This window comes from Neisseria sp. P0001.S005, from assembly GCF_051963715.1.
In genome coordinates this window covers 1-21,665 of the sequence record NZ_JBQCTZ010000047.1, presented here as the reverse complement: position 1 = coordinate 21,665, position 21,665 = coordinate 1, and the positions used below count along the sequence as shown (strand labels likewise).

The 21,665-nt window shown below is 50.7% G+C and carries 21 protein-coding genes and 1 riboswitch; of the genes, 17 read left to right on the top strand and 4 right to left on the bottom strand.

Going from position 1 to position 21,665, the window contains the following annotated elements:
• Positions 1-356 (bottom strand): preQ(1) synthase (gene queF / locus ACTHSP_RS08275; RefSeq protein ID WP_440345939.1); only part of this gene is annotated, 356 nt, incomplete at its 3' end.
• A 3-nt stretch (positions 357-359) separates the two neighbouring features.
• A riboswitch (PreQ1 riboswitch) is annotated at positions 360-404 on the bottom strand.
• Positions 405-555: 151 nt separating this feature from the next.
• Here queF and rfaQ point away from each other — a divergent pair.
• Positions 556-1,638 carry a putative lipopolysaccharide heptosyltransferase III gene (rfaQ, locus tag ACTHSP_RS08270; protein ID WP_049332303.1) on the top strand — a complete coding sequence of 361 codons (1,083 nt, stop codon included), beginning with the start codon at positions 556-558 and terminating at the stop codon, positions 1,636-1,638.
• Positions 1,639-1,644: 6 nt separating this feature from the next.
• Here the strand turns inward: rfaQ and ACTHSP_RS08265 are convergent, their stop codons facing one another.
• Positions 1,645-2,625 (bottom strand): hypothetical protein, encoded by a 981-nt coding sequence (locus tag ACTHSP_RS08265; RefSeq protein ID WP_440345938.1) that lies wholly within the window; start codon positions 2,623-2,625, stop codon positions 1,645-1,647.
• A 365-nt stretch (positions 2,626-2,990) separates the two neighbouring features.
• On the opposite strand from ACTHSP_RS08265, the gene ACTHSP_RS08260 reads away from it, so the two are divergent.
• Positions 2,991-4,286, top strand: coding sequence for a M23 family metallopeptidase (locus tag ACTHSP_RS08260; RefSeq protein WP_107723691.1), 1,296 nt, complete (start codon positions 2,991-2,993; stop codon positions 4,284-4,286).
• A gap of 92 nt (positions 4,287-4,378) precedes the next feature.
• Entirely contained in the window at positions 4,379-5,599 is a 1,221-nt protein-coding gene (gene pncB / locus ACTHSP_RS08255) for a nicotinate phosphoribosyltransferase (RefSeq protein ID WP_107768755.1), read from the top strand.
• Between the two features lie 39 nt (positions 5,600-5,638).
• On the opposite strand, the gene mtgA is transcribed toward pncB, so the two are convergent.
• Both mtgA and aroE read right to left on the bottom strand, forming a co-directional pair.
• A complete protein-coding gene (mtgA, locus tag ACTHSP_RS08250; RefSeq protein WP_308904786.1) occupies positions 5,639-6,340 on the bottom strand; it encodes a monofunctional biosynthetic peptidoglycan transglycosylase in 702 nt (233 codons plus the stop codon).
• Between the two features lie 2 nt (positions 6,341-6,342).
• On the bottom strand, positions 6,343-7,152 hold the full coding sequence (gene aroE, locus ACTHSP_RS08245) for a shikimate dehydrogenase (protein WP_440345937.1): 810 nt from the start codon (positions 7,150-7,152) through the stop codon (positions 6,343-6,345).
• A 197-nt stretch (positions 7,153-7,349) separates the two neighbouring features.
• Between aroE and glnA the strand changes: the two genes are divergently transcribed.
• The 14 genes from glnA to ACTHSP_RS08175 form a co-directional block, all read left to right on the top strand.
• A complete protein-coding gene (gene glnA, locus ACTHSP_RS08240) occupies positions 7,350-8,768 on the top strand; it encodes a type I glutamate--ammonia ligase (RefSeq protein WP_440345936.1) in 1,419 nt (472 codons plus the stop codon).
• 385 nt (positions 8,769-9,153) lie between these two features.
• The gene (locus ACTHSP_RS08235; RefSeq protein ID WP_049328871.1) at positions 9,154-9,804 is read left to right on the top strand and encodes a site-2 protease family protein; all 651 of its coding nucleotides are present in this window, start codon (positions 9,154-9,156) and stop codon (positions 9,802-9,804) included.
• Between the two features lie 131 nt (positions 9,805-9,935).
• Positions 9,936-10,940 carry a tRNA dihydrouridine synthase DusB gene (dusB, locus tag ACTHSP_RS08230; RefSeq protein WP_314513731.1) on the top strand — a complete coding sequence of 335 codons (1,005 nt, stop codon included), beginning with the start codon at positions 9,936-9,938 and terminating at the stop codon, positions 10,938-10,940.
• Positions 10,941-10,978: 38 nt separating this feature from the next.
• Positions 10,979-11,350, top strand: coding sequence for a toxin (locus tag ACTHSP_RS08225; protein WP_314513732.1), 372 nt, complete (start codon positions 10,979-10,981; stop codon positions 11,348-11,350).
• A gap of 31 nt (positions 11,351-11,381) precedes the next feature.
• On the top strand, positions 11,382-11,903 hold the full coding sequence (locus tag ACTHSP_RS08220; protein ID WP_314513734.1) for a hypothetical protein: 522 nt from the start codon (positions 11,382-11,384) through the stop codon (positions 11,901-11,903).
• A 127-nt stretch (positions 11,904-12,030) separates the two neighbouring features.
• Positions 12,031-12,270, top strand: a complete 240-nt coding sequence (locus ACTHSP_RS08215) for a Fis family transcriptional regulator (RefSeq protein WP_003684241.1) — start codon at positions 12,031-12,033, stop codon at positions 12,268-12,270.
• A 43-nt stretch (positions 12,271-12,313) separates the two neighbouring features.
• Complete coding sequence (locus ACTHSP_RS08210) at positions 12,314-13,048, top strand: glutamine amidotransferase-related protein (RefSeq protein WP_314513735.1); 735 nt, start codon at positions 12,314-12,316, stop codon at positions 13,046-13,048.
• Between the two features lie 76 nt (positions 13,049-13,124).
• Complete coding sequence (locus ACTHSP_RS08205; RefSeq protein WP_314513737.1) at positions 13,125-14,000, top strand: DMT family transporter; 876 nt, start codon at positions 13,125-13,127, stop codon at positions 13,998-14,000.
• 66 nt (positions 14,001-14,066) lie between these two features.
• Complete coding sequence (locus tag ACTHSP_RS08200) at positions 14,067-14,885, top strand: hypothetical protein (RefSeq protein WP_440345935.1); 819 nt, start codon at positions 14,067-14,069, stop codon at positions 14,883-14,885.
• Positions 14,886-14,993: 108 nt separating this feature from the next.
• Entirely contained in the window at positions 14,994-16,163 is a 1,170-nt protein-coding gene (locus ACTHSP_RS08195; RefSeq protein WP_440345940.1) for a chloride channel protein, read from the top strand.
• Positions 16,164-16,326: 163 nt separating this feature from the next.
• The gene (gene purH / locus ACTHSP_RS08190; protein ID WP_440345934.1) at positions 16,327-17,907 is read left to right on the top strand and encodes a bifunctional phosphoribosylaminoimidazolecarboxamide formyltransferase/IMP cyclohydrolase; all 1,581 of its coding nucleotides are present in this window, start codon (positions 16,327-16,329) and stop codon (positions 17,905-17,907) included.
• Positions 17,908-17,954: 47 nt separating this feature from the next.
• On the top strand, positions 17,955-18,083 hold the full coding sequence (locus ACTHSP_RS08185; protein ID WP_440345933.1) for a hypothetical protein: 129 nt from the start codon (positions 17,955-17,957) through the stop codon (positions 18,081-18,083).
• Between the two features lie 23 nt (positions 18,084-18,106).
• Positions 18,107-18,235: a hypothetical protein gene (locus ACTHSP_RS08180; RefSeq protein WP_256388401.1), complete on the top strand. Its 129-nt coding sequence runs from the start codon at positions 18,107-18,109 to the stop codon at positions 18,233-18,235.
• A gap of 767 nt (positions 18,236-19,002) precedes the next feature.
• A partial coding sequence (locus ACTHSP_RS08175; protein WP_440345932.1) for an ESPR-type extended signal peptide-containing protein occupies positions 19,003-21,665 on the top strand: 2,663 nt, incomplete at its 3' end.

Genomic DNA, 21,665 nt, shown 5'->3' with positions numbered 1-21,665 from the left:
AATACTTCGATGTATTTCGGATCCATCAGGGCGATGAGGTCTTTCATGATGATGTTGACGCAGTCTTCATGGAAGTCGCCATGGTTGCGGAAGCTGAAGAGATAGAGTTTCAGTGATTTGCTTTCCACCATTTTGATATGGGGGATGTAGCGGATGTAGATGGTGGCAAAGTCGGGCTGGCCGGTCATCGGGCAGAGGCTGGTGAACTCGGGGCAGACGAATTTGACGAAATAGTCGTTGTCGGGATGTTTGTTGTCGAACGCTTCCAAAATTTCAGGCGCGTATTCGCTTGGGTATTGGGTTTTCTGGTTGCCCAAAAGGGAGATGCCTTGTAGCTCTTCGTTGTTGCGGGACATGAGGTTTCCTTAGTTTTTTAATGTGGGAGGTTTTCGAACCACGGGGTGCGTGCGGATTGTAATATAAATTGCATGACTTGTGCGGATTTTATAGCGATGAATCAGCAGGATAGCTTTCAGACGGCCTGTTTTGTATTTTATGAAACCTGTTTTCCGCTTTACAATAGCAACCAATCAACAGGCCGTCTGAAAGTTTTGTATGTCTTTAGCCCAACCCAAACGCATCCTGATCATCAAATTGCGCCATCATGGCGATGTGCTTTTGAGCACGCCGGTGGTCGATGCGCTGAAAACCCGTTTCCCCGATTGCGAAATCGATATGCTGGTGTATGCCGGTACGGAGCAGCTGATTGCCGATAATCCGCAGATTGCGCAGATTTTTACCATTGATCGAAATTGGAAGAAGCTGGGCGTATTCAAGCAGTTGGCGTGTGAGAAAAACCTTTTGTCTAAGCTGAAGGCACGTGATTACGACTGGGCTTTCAACCTGTCCGACCAATGGCGCGCGGCGGTAATCGCCAAACTGTGCGCCCGTTGCAGCGTGGGTTTGGACTGCATCAAGCGTGACGGTTTCTGGTGGCGTTTCTGTCATGATTTTATCAACCATGAGCTGGATACCAGCCATCATATCGTTGAAAACCAATTGAATATCCTTGCGCCGCTTATCCAGCCGGAAAACGTGGCCGATGCGAAGGTGCGCCTTTGGGTGGCACAAGATGCAAGGGAAAGTATGCGGCAGAAATTGCGTGAGCAGGGGTGGAGCGGCGAAGATTATGTGTTGCTGCACCCGGGTGCGCGCTGGCATTTCAAATGTTGGGAAGACGGCAAAAACGCCGCCATCGTACAGCTTCTGCTCAACAGCGGACAGAATGTCGTATTGACTGCTTCTCCCGACACTGTCGAACAATACATGCTTCAGGAAATTATAGGCCGTCTGAATATTCCGGAAGGCAGAAAAGTATATGTGCTGTCCGGATGCTTGAGCCTGCGTGAATTGGCGGCGGCCATTGAGGGCGCCAAGTTGTTTATTGGTGTCGATTCCGCACCGATGCACATCGCCGCTGCTTTGGATAAACCGCAAATCGCTTTGTTTGGCGCGTCATGGGTGGATAAATGGCGTCCGTATTCCGAGCAGGCGGAAGTCATTTATGCCGGCGATTATGCCGAACTGCCTCACCCCGACAGCATCGATACCAACGATCCGACACGTTTGTTGAAAGCGATTCCTTTGCAGGATGTGTGGGATAGAATTTCGGCTAAATTGGAAGCGTTGGAGGCTTAAAACCGTTTACCACGATCCGTTAAACGTTTTAGCTTTGCGCCAAAATGCCCATTTGGAACGGCGGCCGATTTCCAGCGTGCCGCCGTTTTCGCCGTCTGTGGCAATGCACACGGTTTTCAGACGGCCTGAATCGAGTGCGTCCCATAAAGGCGCAAACCAACGATTTTCCCAGCTTTCCAAAATATCTTTGTATGCCCAAACATCGCCTGTCTGTAAGGTGGAAACCAAGTCGTCCAAAAAGATAAGGCCGTCTGAAACCGTGTTGCCTGTTTCTTGAACCATCTCAAACCAAGCCTTCAAATTATACGGCGCATCGAGTTTGGGCGTATCCGAAAAACGCGCCCATGCGCTGTCTGAGGCGACGATATCCGCAGACTGTGTACCGTCCGCATCATTCCACAGCCACAAACCGTTGATTTCCGGCAGCCCTTGTTGTTCGCGCGCTTGGTTAATCGGATGCGTGTGGAGAAACATTTGGATTTCCGTCTGCATGGCCAACCAAGACACCGCATCTTTGCCGTGTGCCTGACCGTCCATTTCCGGCTGCCCGCACACATCCAAAACACATTCCGCGCCCCAATCTTCAGTCATCGGCATACTGAGCAGCCACATGCTTTCGCAAAGCGGCTCGAATTGCCAATCTTTATCTTGATAAAACGCCGACAAATCCGCACATAACCGTTGCGCCTCCTCTTTTTGGATGCCGATAAACTCGCCGCTGATAATGTTGACATGGTGCATGCCCATTTGTTGCCAAACCGGAGAGGCAAAAGCGGCCACGCGTTTTTGGCTTGTGTGGCGTAAACGTTGCACTTGGGTAATGAGACTGCCGCTCCACAAATGGCGGCCGTAAAATTCAGACGGCCTGAGTGTTTCTTTGCGTAATATGCCGTAACGCAAAAGACGGTTAAAAGCAGGTAAGGCAAGCGCAGGAACGGATTCGTCGGCAAAGCGGTTGAGCGAGGGGAGGGCGAGGGTCAGCTTCATAAGCGCAAATAGATAGGAAAACCGTTATTTTACGCGACAAATGATGCGTTTCGGAACCTTGCATTCACGTACTCAAAAAGAGCCGTTCAGACGGCCGGTTTGGAAAAAACGGGCTGTCATGCTAAAATGCGTGGCGTAAATTTCAGAAAAACAGGGTGTAAATCAACACAATAGCCCTGATAATAACGTCAATCTCAAATACGACCTCATTCATTCCGAATGAAAACCTGATTTTCAGATCGGAAAAAAAGACTCAAAGTCCTTTATCCCCAAAACTGTTTAAACCAGCAGGCGGTCGCGGCAGGCCGGATGTGCCGGCATTCTGCAAACTTTAAAAAAACAGACCGCCCCATTAAGGATAACGCGTGATTAAAAACAAATATTCCACTCGATTCAAAGCAACCCTCTTAGCGTTTCTGCTGCCGGCTTCAGGCATCATGACCGCATACGCCATTACCGACCCTCAACCAGCACAAACCGATTTCAAAGTCGAGCGTATTTCCGAAGAGCTGCCTGCCGTTTATGTGGAAACCAATACCTATCAATCCAGCTATTGGGTGCAAGAAGCCGTCCAAGCCGGCGACTCTTTGGCAGACGTTTTGACGCGCATGGGTGTCAACCAAGAAGACATCAAGCAAATCATGGCGAAAAACAATGCCAACCTCGACATGAAAAACCTGCGGACCAATCAATCCGTCAATATCCGCATCGACTCTTCAGGCCAAGTGACCGATGTTCAATTCTTTACCGATGAAGAATTGGAACGCAACTTGGTGGCTTTAGAAAAAGTCAAAGGCAAATGGCGCATCTCCAATGCCGAAATCGACATGAAAACCATGCCGACCCTGCGCTCCGTGCAAATCCGCACTTCCGCCATCGGCGATATGCTCCGTGCCGAAATACCTTCCGAAGTGTATATCCAGCTCAAAGAAATCTTTGCCGATTCGTTCAATATGAGCGATTTGAAAGAAGGCGATACCGTGCGTCTTTTGTACAACAGCATGTATTTCCGCGGCCAGCAAATGGCGGTCGGCGATATTTTGGCGGCTGAAGTGGTTAAAGACGGCAAAACTTATCAAGCCTATTATTACAGCCAAGGCAAAGGCGACGAAGAAAGCGGTAGCTACTACGACCAAAACGGTAAGTCCCTGCAACAAAAAGAAGGCTTTAATACCGAGCCTGTTGCATACACGCGCATTTCTTCCCCGTTCGGCTACCGTGTCCATCCGGTTCTGCATACCGTCCGTATGCACACCGGTATCGACTATGCCGCGCCGACCGGTACGCCGATTAAGGCCGCTGCCGACGGCGAAGTGATTTTCAAAGGTTGGAAAGGCGGCTACGGTAATACCGTGATGATTCGCCATGCCAACGGTGTGGAAACCCTGTACGGTCACATGAGCGCGTTCAGCCCTGCCGACGGCAGAGTCCGTGCCGGCGAAGTAATTGGTTTTGTGGGTACAACCGGCCGTTCTACCGGTCCGCACCTGCACTACGAAGCACGCGTCAACGGCCAGCCGGTCAACCCGACTACCGTCGCCCTGCCGACGCCGAAGCTGACCCCGACCAATATGGCCGCGTTCCGCAAACAGCAAAAAGATGCCAGCACGATGTTGTCTACCATCCGCTCTTTGCCGGTTTCCGTAGCGCAGCTGGATTAATAAGATAAAGGCCGTCTGAATAAGGTTTCTTTCAGACGGCCTTTTCCATTAAAATCGATACCTCAACGCCCACGTTTACTCAGAGAAAACTTATGTCTGCTTATCAGCCTATTATCCAATCCTTGCTTGATACCGACCTGTACAAATTCACCATGCTGCAAGTCGTGTTGCACCAATTCCCGCAAACCCACAGCCTCTACGAATTCCGCTGCCGCAACAAAGAGATGGTGTATCCGCTGGCCGATATTCAAGAAGACTTGGAACGCGAACTCGACGCCCTGTGCCAGCTTCGCTTTACCCATGACGAACTCGACTATCTGCGCAGCCTGCGCTTTATCAAAAGCGACTTTGTCGATTATCTCGAACTTTTCCAACTCCAACGCCGCTTCGTCCAAGTCAGCCCTGATGATCAAGGCCGTCTGAACATCCGCATCGAAGGCCCGATGATACAGGCGATGTTCTTCGAGATTTTCATTCTTGCCATCGTCAACGAACTCTATTTCCGCCGCTTGGAAACGCCCGCAGTCATTGAAGAAGGCGAGCGCCGTCTGCAGGCCAAAGCGCAACAGCTGAAAGAAATTGCGGCCACTCAAAATCCGAATGATCCGCCGTTCCTGATTTCCGATTTTGGCACGCGCCGCCGCTACACCCTCGCATGGCAGGAACACGTTATCCGCACCTTACTGGAAGCCGCTCCCGATATCGTGCGCGGTACCAGCAACGTTTATCTGGCCAAAAAACTCGGCATCACACCCATCGGTACCATGGCGCACGAGTTCCTCCAAGCCTTCCAAGCCTTGGACGTACGTTTGCGCAATTTCCAAAAAGCTGCGTTGGAAAGCTGGGTACACGAATACCGCGGCGACCTCGGCATCGCCCTGACCGACGTGGTCGGTATGGATGCCTTCTTGCGCGATTTTGACCTTTATTTTGCTAAACTCTTCGACGGCCTGCGCCACGACAGCGGCGATCCTTATGTTTGGGGCGACAAAGCCTACGAGCATTACAAAAAACTCAAAATCGACAGCCGCACCAAAATGCTGACCTTTTCAGACGGCCTCGATATTGAGCGTTCATGGGCGTTGCACCAATACTTCAAAGACCGTTTCAAAACCAGTTTCGGTATCGGTACCAACCTGACCAACGACTTGGGACACACACCTTTGAACATTGTCTTGAAGCTTGTCGAGTGTAACGGCCAATCCGTCGCCAAGCTCTCCGACTCCCCGGGCAAAACCATGACCACCAACAACACCTTCCTCGCTTACCTGCGCCAAGTGTTTGACGTACCGGAGCCGGAAGAGAAAGCCTAAAAACAAAGGCCGTCTGAAATGTTCAGACGGCCTTTTTAATTAATCCATATCGCTTTCGGGTAATTCTGCTGAACCCATGCGGCGTAAGATGATATTGGTTTTGTTGTGCATCCGTTTGCTCTTAGGATGGTCTGCGTAAAACAGCGGAGCCGGAACGCGCGCCGTGAGTTTGGCGGCTTGTTGGCGGGTGAGGGTGGAGGCAGGTTTCTTGTAGAAATACTGGGACGCCGCTTCCGCGCCGAATACGCCGTAGTGCCATTCGATTGAGTTCAGATACAGCTCAAAAATGCGGTCTTTGTCGGTTACGGCTTCCATCATCGCGGTAATCGCCGCTTCTTCGCCTTTGCGGATGTAGCTGCGGCTTTCGTTGAGAAACAGGTTTTTCGCCAGTTGTTGGCTGATGGTCGAACCGCCGGCTTTGACTTCGCCGCTTTGCTTATTGCGTTTCATGGCGTATTTAATGCCGTTCCAGTCAAAGCCACTGTGTTCGGCAAAGTTGGCGTCTTCGGAAGCAATCAGGGCTTTTTTGAGGTTGACGGAAATTTGGTCGTAAGGCACCCAGCGGTAATCCAGCTCGACATCGCGGCCTTCTTTTGCAAACTGGCTCATGCGCATGGACATGAAGGCGGTTTTGCTGGGCGCGACGGCGCGGTAAGTAATGATGTTGCCGTACACATAAGCGTTGAAGAAAATGAAGATGCCGATGGGCAGGGCAATCAGCCATTTGATGATGCGGAACATGGTTACAGGGCTTTCATGTATTCGATAACGGGGCGGATATCGGGCGTAAATCTGCGCCAAATATGGTAAGAGGCGGCAGCCTGACCGACCAGCATGCCCAGGCCGTCTGAAACTTCGGCCGCGCCGTTGCTTTGGGCAAAGTTCAAAAACGCCTGTGCCGCTTCGCCGTAAACCATATCGTAGGCAAGGCGGCAGTTGCGGAAAATTTCAGGATTGACGGCAGGAAGCTGACCGCTCAAGCCGCCGGACGTGCCATTGATGATGATATCAAAACCGCCGTTCAAATCCGCCATTGGGACAGCTTCAATGCCGAAAAGCTGCGCCAATTCATCGGCTTTGGCGTGGGTACGGTTGGCAATGACGATACGGGTAGGGCGGTGTTCTTTCAAAACCGGAATCACGCCGCGCACCGCGCCGCCTGCGCCCAAAAGCAAAATGGTTTTGCCTTCGATGGCAATGTTTTTGACCTGTGTGATGTCGTTGGCCAAACCGATACCGTCGGTGTTGTCGCCGCGTATTCTGCCGTCTTCCAACCACACCAGCGTATTGACCGCGCCTGCAGCCAAGGCGCGGTCGGAATGTTCGTCCGCCAGTGCAAAGGCTTCCTGCTTGAACGGGACAGTTACATTCGCACCTTGCCCTCCCTCGGCGCGAAACGCCGCAACAGCCTCGGCAAAACCGCCGATTTCGGCACAAATGCGCCCATATTCAATGGTTGCACCTTCCTGCAGCGCAAATTGCTGATGGATTTGCGGCGATTTACTGTGTGCAACGGGATTGCCGAAAACGGCGTAACGCGGGGTATTGTTCATAAAACAGGTTCTGCAGAAACAAAAGAAAAGAGTGCTTATTATAGCGGTCTTTATGTTAAGAAAGCGTAATGTAAAATTGTTGACAATTAAACAGTCTGAAACTATATTTCATTGCGTAAAAACGGGTGCCCTGATGTATTTCAGACGGCCTTACCGTGGTAGAATAACAACTTAAACCCATTCCTCAGGAGCTGAAGATGTCCATCAAAGACGCTGTAAAACTGATTGAAGAAAGCGAAGCCCGCTTCGTAGATTTGCGCTTTACCGATACCAAAGGCAAGCAGCACCACTTTACCATCCCCGCCCGCATCGTTCTCGACGATCCCGAAGAATGGTTTGAAAACGGTCAAGCGTTTGACGGTTCGTCCATCGGCGGTTGGAAAGGTATTCAGGCTTCCGATATGCAGTTGCGTCCCGATGCGTCTACAGCCTTTGTTGATCCTTTCTACGACGATACCACCGTTGTCTTTACCTGCGACGTCATCGACCCGGCCGACGGCCAAGGCTATGACCGCGATCCCCGCTCTATCGCGCGCCGCGCCGAAGCCTATTTGAAATCTTCCGGTATCGGCGACACCGCCTATTTCGGCCCCGAGCCTGAATTCTTCGTTTTTGACGGCGTAGAATTTGAAACCGATATGCACAAAACCCGTTACGAAATCACTTCCGAAAGCGGCGCATGGTCAAGCGGCCTGCACATGGACGGTCAAAACACCGGCCACCGCCCGACCGTCAAAGGCGGTTACGCACCTGTTGCGCCGATTGACTGCGGTCAAGACCTGCGTTCTGCCATGGTCAATGTTTTGGAAGAGCTCGGCATCGAAGTGGAAGTGCATCATGCCGAAGTCGGCACCGGCAGCCAAATGGAAATCGGCACGCGCTTCGCTACTTTGGTTAAACGCGCCGACCAAACCCAAGACATGAAATACGTGATTCAAAACGTTGCCCACAACTTCGGCAAAACTGCCACCTTCATGCCCAAACCCATCATGGGCGACAACGGCAGCGGCATGCACGTCCATCAATCTATTTGGAAAGACGGTCAAAACCTGTTCGCAGGCGACGGCTACGCCGGTTTGTCTGATACCGCCCTTTATTACATCGGCGGCATCATCAAACACGCCAAAGCCCTGAACGCGATTACCAATCCGTCCACCAACTCCTACAAACGCCTCGTGCCGCACTTTGAAGCACCAACCAAACTGGCTTATTCCGCCAAAAACCGTTCCGCTTCCATCCGTATTCCGTCTGTGAACAGCAGTAAGGCACGCCGCATCGAAGCGCGTTTCCCTGATCCGACCGCCAACCCATACTTGGCGTTTGCCGCTTTGTTGATGGCCGGTTTGGACGGTATTCAAAACAAAATCCATCCGGGCGACCCTGCCGATAAAAACCTGTACGACCTGCCTCCGGAAGAAGATGCATTGGTGCCAACCGTTTGCGCTTCTTTGGAAGAAGCACTGGCCGCCCTCAAAGCCGACCACGAATTCCTCCTGCGCGGCGGCGTGTTCAGCAAAGACTGGATCGACAGCTACATCACCTTTAAAGAGGAGGATGTCCGCCGCATCCGCATGGCACCTCATCCGCTGGAATTTGAAATGTATTACAGCCTGTAAAACAGCTGAAACATTTTAAATAGGAAATCAAAGGCCGTCTGAAACTGGATTTGAAGTTTCAGACGGCCTTTAGGCTTGAAATAAATGGGGTGCTCGAATTGGGTATGATAACGAGAAGTAATGAATCATGCCGTTTGAAAGCCTTTATGGAATCGGTGCTGCGTGTTAAATTTCAGCATGACAGGCCTTTTATTAAAGATATTCGCCATTACTTTATAGTGAAGCAGTCTTCAAGCTGAATCCGCAAGGTAAGGGCATTACTTGGGAAGAGCTGAAAGAGTCTTTCGATTCGGATAAGACAGAAGAAGATTAAAGCCTCAGGCCGTCTGAAAGGATATTTAAGGATATTTTTTGTTTTCAGACGGCGTGTTTGATAAGGAAAAACATGTTTGCAAATTTTGATTTAGGCGTATTTCTGCTGGCAGTATTGCCCGTGTTGTTAGCCATTACCGTGCGCGAAGTGGCACGCGGTTATACGGCGCGGTATTGGGGCGACCATACCGGCGAGCAGTTCGGGCGTTTGACCCTCAATCCGCTGCCGCACATCGACCCTGTCGGTACGATTGTCGTGCCGCTGGTGTGTCTGATGATAGGCAGTTTTCTGTTCGGCTGGGCGCGTCCTATGCCCATCGATTCGCGCAATTTCCGCGATCCGCGCCGCGCGTGGCGTTGGGTGTCGATTTCAGGTCCGATTGCCAATCTGATTTTGGCGTTCTTTTGGGGCTTTGTCGTCGTATTTTCTGCGTATGTGCCTGAGTCTTATCAAGCGCCATTGGTGCAGATGGCAGGTTACGGCGTGATGGTGAACTCGATTTGGGTCGCATTCAGCCTGATTCCGATTTTGCCTTGGGACGGCGGTATTTTTATCGATACCTTCCTTAACGCCAAACAGTCCATGCAGTTTCGTAAAATCGAGCCATACGGCACATGGATTATCCTGATCCTGTTGTTTACCGGCCTGCTGGCCAAACTGATTTGGCCGATTATCGCCATGATTCAGGCCGCAGTGCAGATGGTTGTTATGTTGTTTATTTAAATGTTTTGTCTGAAAAGGCCGTCTGAAACCCAGTTTCAGACGGCCTTTTTCATTGTGCAACATGTAAATACGATTGGAAAAGTTGCTTAAAAATTGTACAATTTCAGCCCTTTCAATTTGGCGCACACATCATGCACATCGGCGGCTATTTCATTGACAACCCCATTGCACTTGCCCCCATGGCAGGCATTACGGACAAACCGTTCCGCCGGATTTGCCGCGAGTTTGGCGCAGGATGGGCGGTATGCGAAATGCTGACCAGCGATCCGAGCTTGCGCCATACCAAAAAAACCTTGCGCCGCAGCGATTTTGAAGGCGAGGGCGGAGTGGTGGCCGTGCAGATTGCCGGCAGCGATCCGCAGCAGATGGCGGAAGCCGCGCGGTATAACGTCGGCTTGGGCGCGCAGGTCATTGATATAAACATGGGCTGTCCGGCCAAAAAAGTCTGCAATGTGCAGGCAGGCAGCGCATTGATGCAAAACGAGCCTTTGGTTGCCGAAATCTTGAAAGCCGTTGTCAACGCGGTGGACGTACCCGTTACCCTCAAAACCCGTTTGGGCTGGCACGACGAACATCAAAACTTGCCGACCATCGCCAAAATTGCCGAAGAATCAGGCATCGCTGCCCTTGCCATCCATGGCCGCACCCGTACGCAGATGTACAAAGGCGAAGCGCGTTACGAACTGATTGCCGAAACCAAAGGCCGTCTGAACATTCCCGTTTGGGTCAACGGCGATATTACTTCGCCGCAAAAAGCCGCCGCCGTCCTCAAGCAAACCGCTGCCGACGGCATCATGATAGGGCGCGGCGCACAAGGCAGGCCGTGGCTTTTCCGTGATTTAAAACATTACGCCGAACACGGCGTTTTGCCGCCGGCCTTAAGCTTGGCAGAATGCAACGCCACCATTTTGAACCACATCCGCGCCATGCATGAATTTTATGGCGAAGTGGCCGGCGTACGCATCGCCCGTAAACACATAGGCTGGTATATCGATGAAATGCCCGATGGCGAACAAACACGCCGAGAAATCAACCGCTTGGACAGCACCGCAGCACAATACGACACCCTTGCCGCCTATCTTGAGACGCTTTCAGAAAAAACCGACCGCTGGGTATGCCACTATCGGGAAGGCTAAAGGGTTTCAGACGGCCTTTTTCTTTTTGGGAAGTAAATATGAAATTGACCTCACGGTTCAAACGCTTCGGCATAGCCGCGCTGTTGCTGACAGGATTTGGTATTTATGCTTATGACTACAATCTGATAGCCTGTAAATTAATGGATCGCTATTGGAATGAAGACAAGGGCAGGTGCATGAATCCTGATTGTCGTCAACATGATGCTTGTATGCTGAGTGCAGGGAAGGATAAAGCAACATGCGAAACCATCCGCCCCGGTGACAGTTTGGACAAGGCTTGGTATGTACTGGGCAAGCCTTGGTATGAGGAGAACGGGCGTTTCTTTTGGGGTAATAAATATGGAGATAATGTAGCAGAAATCGAACCTGACAGAGAAAAGGTTGGCAAGATTACTTGCTTTGAGCAGTAGGTTGCGTGAGGAGATGGTTTCAGGAAACCCTATGTTTAATTTATTAAAACAACTGTTTGTCAAAAAACATCAAGCTGATTCTATGTTTCCACGCAATCGTTTCGAACATGTGGATTGGGAACAGGAATTGGCTGATGCCACTCGTCGGCTGGTCAATGATGAAGGGCATTATGACGAGCAGGGCAAGACTGTTGAGTTGGCATTAAGTGAGAGTGCACATAATATCCTGCTGTATTTTGCTTCAGGAGATGAGGCTCAATACATGGAAATCCTGCAGAATTTGAACGCATGGGATAATCAGGTTCAAGCATCTTTGGAAAAAGAGGCTCAATCGCCTATTCCTAGAGCTTATCAAGAAATAGGATATAACCGCCAATCTTGGAAAAAGGTGCGTCAATTTCATGTTTGGATAGTCAATTGTGAAGAAAAACCGTATTCCATCCATTACGTTGCCGATCATGTCAATAATGAATTTGTTATCTATCTGGCTCAAGAAAATGGCGTGTGGCAGGCGTTTTGGGACAGTAAATTACAGAAATCTATTTCAAAATAAGATATCGATAGTTAATCAAAAATAAATATAAATCGGATAGGGTAAATTCAATCAAATCAAATAAACGTCGTCTGAATGTTCAGACGGCTTCATCATTTAAAAACAAATCCAAAGAAAGACAATCACGATGAATCAAACGACGACTGACATTGCGCAATGTATTGAACAAAACTTACGACAATACTTCAAAGACTTGGATGGTACGGAACCTTGCGGCGTGTATGATATGGTATTGCATCAAGTGGAAAAGCCGATGCTTGCCTGCGTGATGGAACAATGCGGCGGCAACCAGTCTAAAGCGGCGGTCATTTTGGGTTTGAACCGTAATACCCTGCGTAAAAAATTACAACAGCACGGTATGCTGTAATACGGCAGGGCAATCCGTCCTGACGGTCGAAGGAGAAATAACAATGCAAAATCCGAATAAATTAAATATCCATTTCATCTTGCACGAGGCATTTGAAGTGCCGGGAGCATATTTGAAATGGGCGCAATGGCGCGGACATAACATCAGTGCAACCAAAGTGTACGAATGTGAAGCCCTGCCTGACAATGTGGACGATATAGATTTTTTGATTGTGATGGGCGGGCCGCAATCGCCTGATGAAGACAGGCAGGCATTCCCGTATTACGACCCCGAATCCGAGCTGCGCCTGATGCGTCAGGCGATGGCGGCGGATAAATATATTGTCGGCGTGTGTTTGGGTGCGCAGCTTTTATCCGTTGCCTACGGCGCGCGCCACACACGCAGCCCTGAGCGTGAAATCGGCATTTATCTGATTGAGCTGACGGCGGAAGGTTTGGCGGATGCCCATGTTTCCCTGTTGGGCAAAACCCTGAATACCGGCCATTGGCACGGCGATATGCCCGGTTTGACGGATGAGGCGGTTGTGTTGGCAACCAGCAAAGGCTGTCCGCGCCAGATTATCCGTTTTGCGCCCAAACATTATGCTTTCCAGGCTCATTTGGAGTTTGACCGCGAAGCCGTCGGGCTGCTGATTGCGGCGGATGGGCGCGAAAATGTGGCCGAACAAAGCCAAGCCCAAACTTATGTTCAGCATCCGGATAAAATCGAAGCGGCGGATTTCAGTGAAATGAATGCCAAACTCTTCGACTTTTTGGATTCGCTGACGCAGACAAAATAAAAAAGGCCAACCCTCCAGGCCGTCTGAATAATAAATATAGAGAAGAAACGATTAACCCTTTTTAAAAGGTCGGACCATGTTCTATCAAATACTTGCCCTGCTGATTTGGGGCAGCTCTTTTATCGCTGCCAAGTATTCTTACGAGATGATCGACCCTGCGCTGATGGTTGAGGCACGGTTGTTGATTGCCGCGTTGATGGTACTGCCGTCGTGCCGCCACCATTTGGGTAGGATTCCGCGGAGCGAGTGGAAGCCGTTGTTGTGGATTTCCTTTGTCAACTACGTTGTCGTTTTGATGCTCCAGTTTATCGGTTTGAAATACACGTCTGCCGCCAGCGCGGTTACCATGGTCGGGCTGGAACCCTTGCTGGTGGTTTTTGTCGGTCATTTCTTTTTCAATGACAAAGCGAAAATTTACCACTGGATTTGCGGTGCGGCGGCGTTTGCCGGCGTGGGCATGATGGTAATGGGCGGCGCGGAGGAGGGCGGTACGATTGACTGGTTCGGCTGTCTGCTGATTTTGCTTGCGGGATTGGGTTTTGCAGGCGTGATACGTCCGAGCCAGCAGATGATTGCCCGCATCGGTGCGCCTGCATTTACCGCGGCTTCCATGGCGGTGGCGGCGGTGTTGTGTCTGCCGTTTTCGCTGGTGTTGGCAGACAGTTATCAAATCAACTGGTCATGGGGCGGTACGCTGTCGATTTTGTATATGGGGATCGGTTGCAGCTGGCTTGCCTATCTGTTATGGAACAAAGGCATGAACAAAGTCCCTGCCAACGTCTCCGGCCTACTGATTTCGCTTGAGCCTGTCATCGGCGTTATTATGGCGGTGTTAATTTTGGGCGAACATTTAAGCGCTATGTCTGCGATGGGCATTACCGTCGTTATTGCGTCCACTTTTGTCGCCGGTATGTTGGCGCGTGTCAGCAACAAACACAAAAAGGCCGTCTGAAAACGGTTTCAGACGGCCTGAAGTAAGCAGTATCTTTTTTCAATAAAACATTTTGGGAAAATTTCTATGAAACGCATTATCTCCCTGCTTTTGCTTGCCTGCCCCGTTTTGGCGTCGGCTGCACCCGATAACGACAAAGCCGCCGTACAGGCCGTCATTGCCAAGTATTACAACCGACCGCTTGCCGCGCACAAATGCCAGCTTACCGAGCCGCCGAAAGACAGTGAGACAGCATCTGACAATATTATGTATTGCATGAAACCCGTTGCCGACCATACCGTAACGCGCAACGGCAAAGCCGCGCGCTATGTGTTGTACACAGGTTTTGTCTACGATATGGAACAAAAAGTAAAACAGGACGCCCATGCTTCTTCGGGTCTGGCAGAATTGTTTGTTTTGGAGAAAGCAGACGGCAAGTGGGCAATCAAACAGCACGGAAAAGATAAAATCGGCGCATGGGGCGAGCCGCCGGAGAATAAGGCGTGGAAGTTTGTTCAGGTAGGCGCACAAAACTGGGGCTATGTTGCCGAATCAAGTTATACAGGCCAAGGCGACACGACGACTTCGCAAAACTTCCTGTTTACCGATGATAGCAACCGAATCCGCAACAGCGTCATGATCAGCGGTAACGATAACGGCGCATATTACGGCAATTGCGATGAATATAAAGGGCGCGAAAAACGCCTCTGCGAAGACACGTTTGTCAGCCTAGAAGCCAAAATTGCTTTTGACAAAAGCCGTCCTGCCGTATCCGGCGTATGGGCGCTGACTGCAAAACTCAGCGGCGTATCAAGAAAGAAAAATTATAAAAATCAGAAATATATTTTCCCTTATAACGGCCAAACCCACGTCGCCCCCAAAAACTACCCCTTGGGCGGACAATAGTTCCCTTAAAAAACGCTTTGATCAAACCATTACTACCTCAAGTCAAATCCCGTGAAAGACACTCATAAAATCTGGGCCGCCCTCATCATTACCGGCATTATCGGCGGCATGGTCGGCATTGTATTAACCGAAATCATGCACACAATTCAACATCTTGCCTATGGTTACGGTTCAGACGGCCTATACGTTTCTTTCCGCGAGGGCGTATCGCAGGCAAGTCCTGCGCGGCGTATCGGCGTAATGGCCTTTTGCGGCGTGGTGGTTGGTTTGGGGTGGTGGTTGCTCAAACGCTACGGCAGGCCGCAACCGAGTATTAAAGCCGTGGTTAAAAATCCGCTCGCCGGTTTTCCGTTTTTTGAAACCGTCAGCCATGCTCTGTTGCAAATCATTACCGTCGGGCTTGGCTCGCCGCTCGGCCGCGAAGTTGCACCACGCGAAATGACCGCCGCCTTTGCTTCAGTAGGCGTCAACCGTTTCGGGTTGAGCGAAGACGACGCAAGGCTGGTCATTGCTTGCGCCTCGGGTGCAGGTTTGGCGGCCGTGTATAACGTGCCGCTCGCCTCCACACTTTTCATCCTCGAAGCCATGCTTGGCTTATGGACGCAGCAAGCCGTCGCCGCCGCATTGCTGACTTCCGTCATCGCCACTGCCGTCGCGCGCATCGGCTTGGGAGACGTGCAGCAATATCATCCGACCAACCTTTCCATCAACACCTCATTACTTTGGTTTTCTGCCATCATCGGCCCGATACTGGGCGCAACCGCCGTCTTTTTCCAGCGTACAGCCCAAAAGTTCCCCTTCATCAAGCGCGACAACATCAAAATCATTCCCTTGGCCGTCTGTATGTTTGCACTCATTGGCGCGATTTCCGTTTGGTTTCCCGAAATTTTGGGCAATGGCAAAGCAGGCAACCAACTGACCTTTGGCGGATTGACCGACTGGCAACACAGCCTTGAGCTGACCGCCGTCAAATGGCTGGTCGTCTTGATGGCGCTGGCGGCAGGCGCATACGGCGGCCTGATTACCCCGTCCATGATGCTCGGCAGTACTATTGCCTTTGCAGCTGCCGCCGCGTGGAACAGCGTTTTCCCAGAAATGTCCTCCGAAAGCGCGGCCATTGTCGGCGCCGCCGTTTTCCTCGGCGTTTCTCTCAAAATGCCCCTGACAGCCATAGCCTTTATTTTGGAGCTAACCTACGCCCCCGTTGCCTTACTCATGCCATTATGTACAGGCATGGCGGGCGCAGTATGGGTAGCAAAGAAAATGGGATTTAAATAAGAAAAAGCAAAAGGCCATCTGAAACCAAGTTTCAGACGGCCTTTTACAATAAAATTGTTAACAATATCTATAAAAACCTACTGCCAAAAAGGCGAAAATAGCGGATAATACCGCCCTGAAAATTCATCCCATATCGATTAAACCTTCAACAAAGGAAATCCAAATGTCTTCCATCAAACGCGCCCTGATCAGCCTATCCGAAAAGACAGGCGCAGTCGAATTTGCCCAAACCCTGACTAAGCTCGGTGTTGAAATCCTCTCTACCGGCGGTACAGCAAAGCTCTTGGCTGATGCAGGCGTTCCCGTTATCGAAGTTGCCGACTATACCGGTTTTCCCGAAATGCTCGATGGCCGCGTGAAAACCCTGCATCCGAAAATCCACGGCGGTATTCTCGGCCGTCGCGATTTGGACGAACACGTCGCCAAGATGGAAGAACACGGCATCGGCAATATCGACCTCGTGTGCGTCAACCTCTACCCCTTCGCCGCCACCATCGCCAAACCAAACTGCACACTGGAAGACGCGATTGAAAACATCGACATCGGTGGCCCGACCATGGTGCGCTCTGCCGCGAAAAACTGGAAACACGTCGCCATTGTTACCGACACCGCTGATTTCCCGGCCATCGCCGCCGAACTCGAAGCCAACAACGGCGCATTGAGCGACAAAACCCGTTTCAACCTCTCACGCAAAGCATTCAGCCATACCGCCCAATACGACGGCATGATTTCCAACTACCTAACCTCACTTTCAGACGACGTCTTGAGCGGTCAGCCCCAAATCGGCGAATTTCCAAGCCAGTTCAACCAAAGCTGGATTAAAGTGCAAGACATGCGCTACGGCGAAAACCCGCACCAACGCGCCGCGTTCTACCGCGATATTTACCCCGCAGCAGGCAGCCTTTCCGCCTACAAACAACTGCAAGGCAAAGAATTGTCTTACAACAACATCGCCGATGCCGATGCCGCCTGGGAAGCCGTCAAATCCTTTGACGCGCCGGCCTGCGTAATTGTGAAACACGCCAATCCGTGCGGCGTAGCCGTCGCCTCCAATACCTTGGATGCCTACAAACTCGCCTACGCTACCGACACCACCAGCGCATTCGGCGGCATCATCGCCTTCAACCGCGAAGTGGACGGCGAAACCGTCAAACAAATTACCGACAACCAATTTATGGAAGTCCTCATGGCGCCGAAGTTCACCGCCGAAGCCCTCGAAATCGCCGCCGCCAAGAAAAACGTGCGCGTATTGGAAGTGCCGCTTGAAGCAGGTGCCAACCGCTTTGAACTCAAACGCGTCGGCGGCGGACTGTTGGTACAAACGCCCGACATCCACCGCATCAGCCGCGCCGATTTGAAAGTCGTCTCCAAACGCGAACCGACCGAGCAAGAATGGAACGACCTGATGTTTGTATGGAACGTCGCAAAATACGTCAAATCTAACGCCATCGTCTTCGGCAAAGGCGGTCAAACCTACGGCATCGGCGCAGGCCAAATGAGCCGCGTGGACAGCACCCGCATCGCCGCCCGCAAAGCGCAAGATGCCAATTTCGACCTCAACGGTGCATGTGCCGCTTCCGATGCCTTCTTCCCATTCCGCGACGGCGTAGATGTCATTGCCGAGCAGGGCATCAAAGCCATCATCCACCCCGCAGGCTCCATGCGCGACCAAGAAGTTTTTGATGCAGCGGACGAACACGGCATCGCCATGGTCGTAACCGGCATCCGCCATTTCCGCCACTGATAAGCTGATATAAAATAAAGGCCGTCTGAAAACAAAGTTCCAATATCATGAAACCCGTTTTCAGACGGCCTTCTTTAATCATCAAACAATTTAGCGGTCTAACTGTAAATCAGGACAAAGCAACCAAGCCCCAGCCCGTCCGATTCATGCAGCAACACAACACCGCCCAAGTCTAAAACCAACCTACTCAGAGAAAAACATGAAACACATTCTCCTCATCCTTACCCTTGCCACACTCACCGCCTGCGCCTCCAGCCATACCGGAGGCTACGGCTATGCCGGCAACAACGGCGCTTCAGCAGGCGTAACCCAAACATTCCGTTGGTAAGGCCGTCTGAAAAAACAACACAGTTTTCTACAATAAAGAACAAACAAATCCCAAACGTAAAGGCAAGTTTTACACTTGCCTTTTTAACGCTGTCCATCGGCTCAATAGCGCATAAATTCGTGTCATTTGCCCGCTGTTTGCTATGTTAGAAAACGTCAAAGGCCGTCTGAAAACAGGCTATATAAACCCATCACACGGTTTAAACCGATCCTTGATACAAATCTCATTAATTCTCTAAATAAAAGCTGACATCTAAATCTATCACTAAAATAACTATCCTGTTAACATATTATTTAACAATCATTATTGTTTAAAAATTTCAACAAAAATCATATAATTATAAAAATCGTTTAAAAAAAGCAACAAGTAAATCTAACGGGCATGACCGTTGAGGCCGAAAAAATAACACTTTATCGGAAGAGTTGATTTGTAAAACCAAACGCATATAAAATTTGGACAAGGATTCCGAATGCATTGATAGAAGCTGACAAAAAGTGACTTGTTAAGAAACAAGCTGACAAAAAACGGCACATCGTTTCCCAAACTTCACAAGCTTCCCAAAATGTATCAGCATAAAATCCCATAAAACAGGCTTTTAGCTGCTATTCGGCCGAGTGGAGACTTTTGGCACGGGAATTGCATACAGGAGATTACGGCATGAAACCGCATAAAGGGGAGACTCTGAAATGCGGCAAATGTGTGGACAGGCGGTTTACAGCCGAGCAACACGTCCCAAAAGAAATCAAACCCCTTACAGGAAAATCGATATGAATAAAGTCTTTAAAGTCATTTGGAACCACGCGACCCAGACATGGACCGCGGTTTCCGAGATCAGCCATGCACACGGCAAAAAATCCGCTTCTGACAAGCGTAAAGCCGTAGCTGCTGCAGTGGTTGCAGCAGGTGCTTTGATGGCATCTAGCGGAGCAGAGGCCGATGTAAGATTGGGAGGTAGCGCAGTAAACATCACTCCTGATGGCACTTACAACGGTTCTAACAGAAACGTTGGTGTCAACTCTGTTGTAGTGGGTTATCAAAATACTGCCAGCAGCCAAGATGGCACTATCGCTTACGGTGCTAACAATACTGCGACTGCAAACGCAGCATTGGCTGTGGGTAATAACAATATCGCAACCGGCGGTGCATCGACTGCAATGGGTGTAAGCTCTGTTGCAAGTGGCGAAGCTTCTGTTGCAATCGGTAACGTAGCCCAAGCAACGCAAATTCGTGCGACTGCAGTAGGTAACCGTGCGACTGCTACTCAAGACTCCGCAAGTGCATACGGTAACCGTGCAAATGCTGGCGCACAATTTGCAACAGCTATTGGTGACAACTCCAATGCAAATGCTGCTGCAGTTGCTGTAGGTACGCATGCGAACGCTGAAAAACAAGATTCTATCGCTATTGGTAACAACGCTCACGGTGCTTGGACAAATGCGATTGCTGTCGGTAAAGATAGCGTAGCAAAACAAGACCACGCGATTGCAGCAGGTACTAGCGCAAATGCGTCAGGTATTCAAGCTGTCGGTGTTGGTTCATATACAAAAGCAGAAGGTAATCTGACAGTTGCGGTTGGTCCATATGCACAAGCCAATAAAGAAGCTGCAATTGCCGTAGGTTCTAACGCTACTGCTGCTGAGTCTAATGCTATTGCTGTGGGTCAAACTGCTACTGCGGCTAATAATAACTCCATTGCTGTCGGTACTAAAACAGTTTCTAGAGGTGATAACGCAATTGGTATCGGTGCTTATGCTGAATCAACTGCTGCACGTGGTACCGCTATCGGCGTATTGTCTCAAGCGAATGGCGAAGGCTCATTTGCCGGTGGTGCATCTGCTCAAGCAACAGGTGAAAATTCTGTAGCTATTGGCGGTGCGAAAGATGGTACTCTGGGTAATAAAGCAGGTTCTGCTGCTAAAGCCGTTGGTAATAACTCTATTGCAGTAGGTTCTAAATCAAATGCTTCTAAAACTGCTGACGTTGCAGTAGGTTATGCTGCTACAGCAAATGGTACTTCTACCGGTTCTGATGGCGACGGCGTAGTAAATAATGCCGGTTCGGCAATGGCAATCGGTACTGAATCTCAAGCAACCGGTATCGTGGCAACTGCTATCGGCCAACGTTCTCAAGCTCTGGCAAACGGCGCGGTAGCATTGGGTGGCGACGCTCAAGCTAAAAAAGGTTCTGCCGTAGCAATCGGTCGCGGTTCTGTAGCGGACGGTATTTCTGCCGCTGCATTCGGTCCTGCTGCTCAAGCAACTGGTAAATACTCAGTAGCTTTGGGCGTACAAAGCCAAGCCACTTCAGAACAAGCCATCGCATTGGGCCGCCTCTCTCAAGCCAACGGTAAGTTTGCAACTGCCCTGGGTAACAACGCTCAAGCAACAGCCCAACACACTCTGGCTTTGGGCTCAGAAGCTAAATCTACTATCGAAAACAGCGTAGCCCTGGGTAACGGCTCTACAACCAGCGCATTCGTACCTACCAATACTGCTACTGTTGGCAGCTACACTTACAGCGGCTTCGCAGGCGCAACCAGCGGCTTGGGCAACGGCGCAGTATTGTCTGTAGGTTCTGCAGGTAACGAGCGTCAAATCCAAAACGTTGCCGCAGGCCGTATTTCTGCAACTTCTACCGATGCAATCAACGGCTCTCAATTGTACGCTGTTGCAAACCGCATCGAAAACCTGAATCCGTTTGTATTCTCAGGCCATAATGGTAGCGGTAGCTCACCAGATGTAGGTACATACAAATACGATCCTAAATCAAATGCCAATAACACCCTGAAACTGATCGCAGGTGACGGTCTGAAGATGACTTCAAACGGCACTAACGAATACACCCTGAGCGTAATTGGTGGTGGTTCTACTGGTTCTACCGGCGCAACTGGTGCAACTGGCCCTAAAGGCGATACCGGCGCAACTGGTGCAACTGGCCCTAAAGGCGATACCGGTGCAACTGGTGCTACTGGCGCAACTGGCCCTAAAGGCGAAAAAGGCGATACTGGTCCTGCTGGCCCTAAAGGTGATACCGGCGCTACTGGCGCAGCCGGCGCTAAAGGCGACAAAGGTGACACTGGTGCAGCCGGCGCTAAAGGTGACACTGGCGCAGCCGGCGCTAAAGGCGACAAAGGTGACACTGGCGCAGCCGGCGCTAAAGGCGACAAAGGCGACAAAGGTGACACTGGTGCAGCCGGTGCTAAAGGCGACAAAGGTGACACTGGTGCAGCCGGCGCTAAAGGCGACAAAGGTGACACTGGCGCAGCCGGCGCTAAAGGCGACAAAGGTGATACTGGTGCAGCCGGCGCTAAAGGCGACAAAGGTGACACTGGTGCAGCCGGCGCTAAAGGCGACAAAGGCGATAAAGGTGACACTGGCGCAGCCGGCGCTAAAGGCGATAAAGGTGACACTGGCGCAGCCGGCGCTAAAGG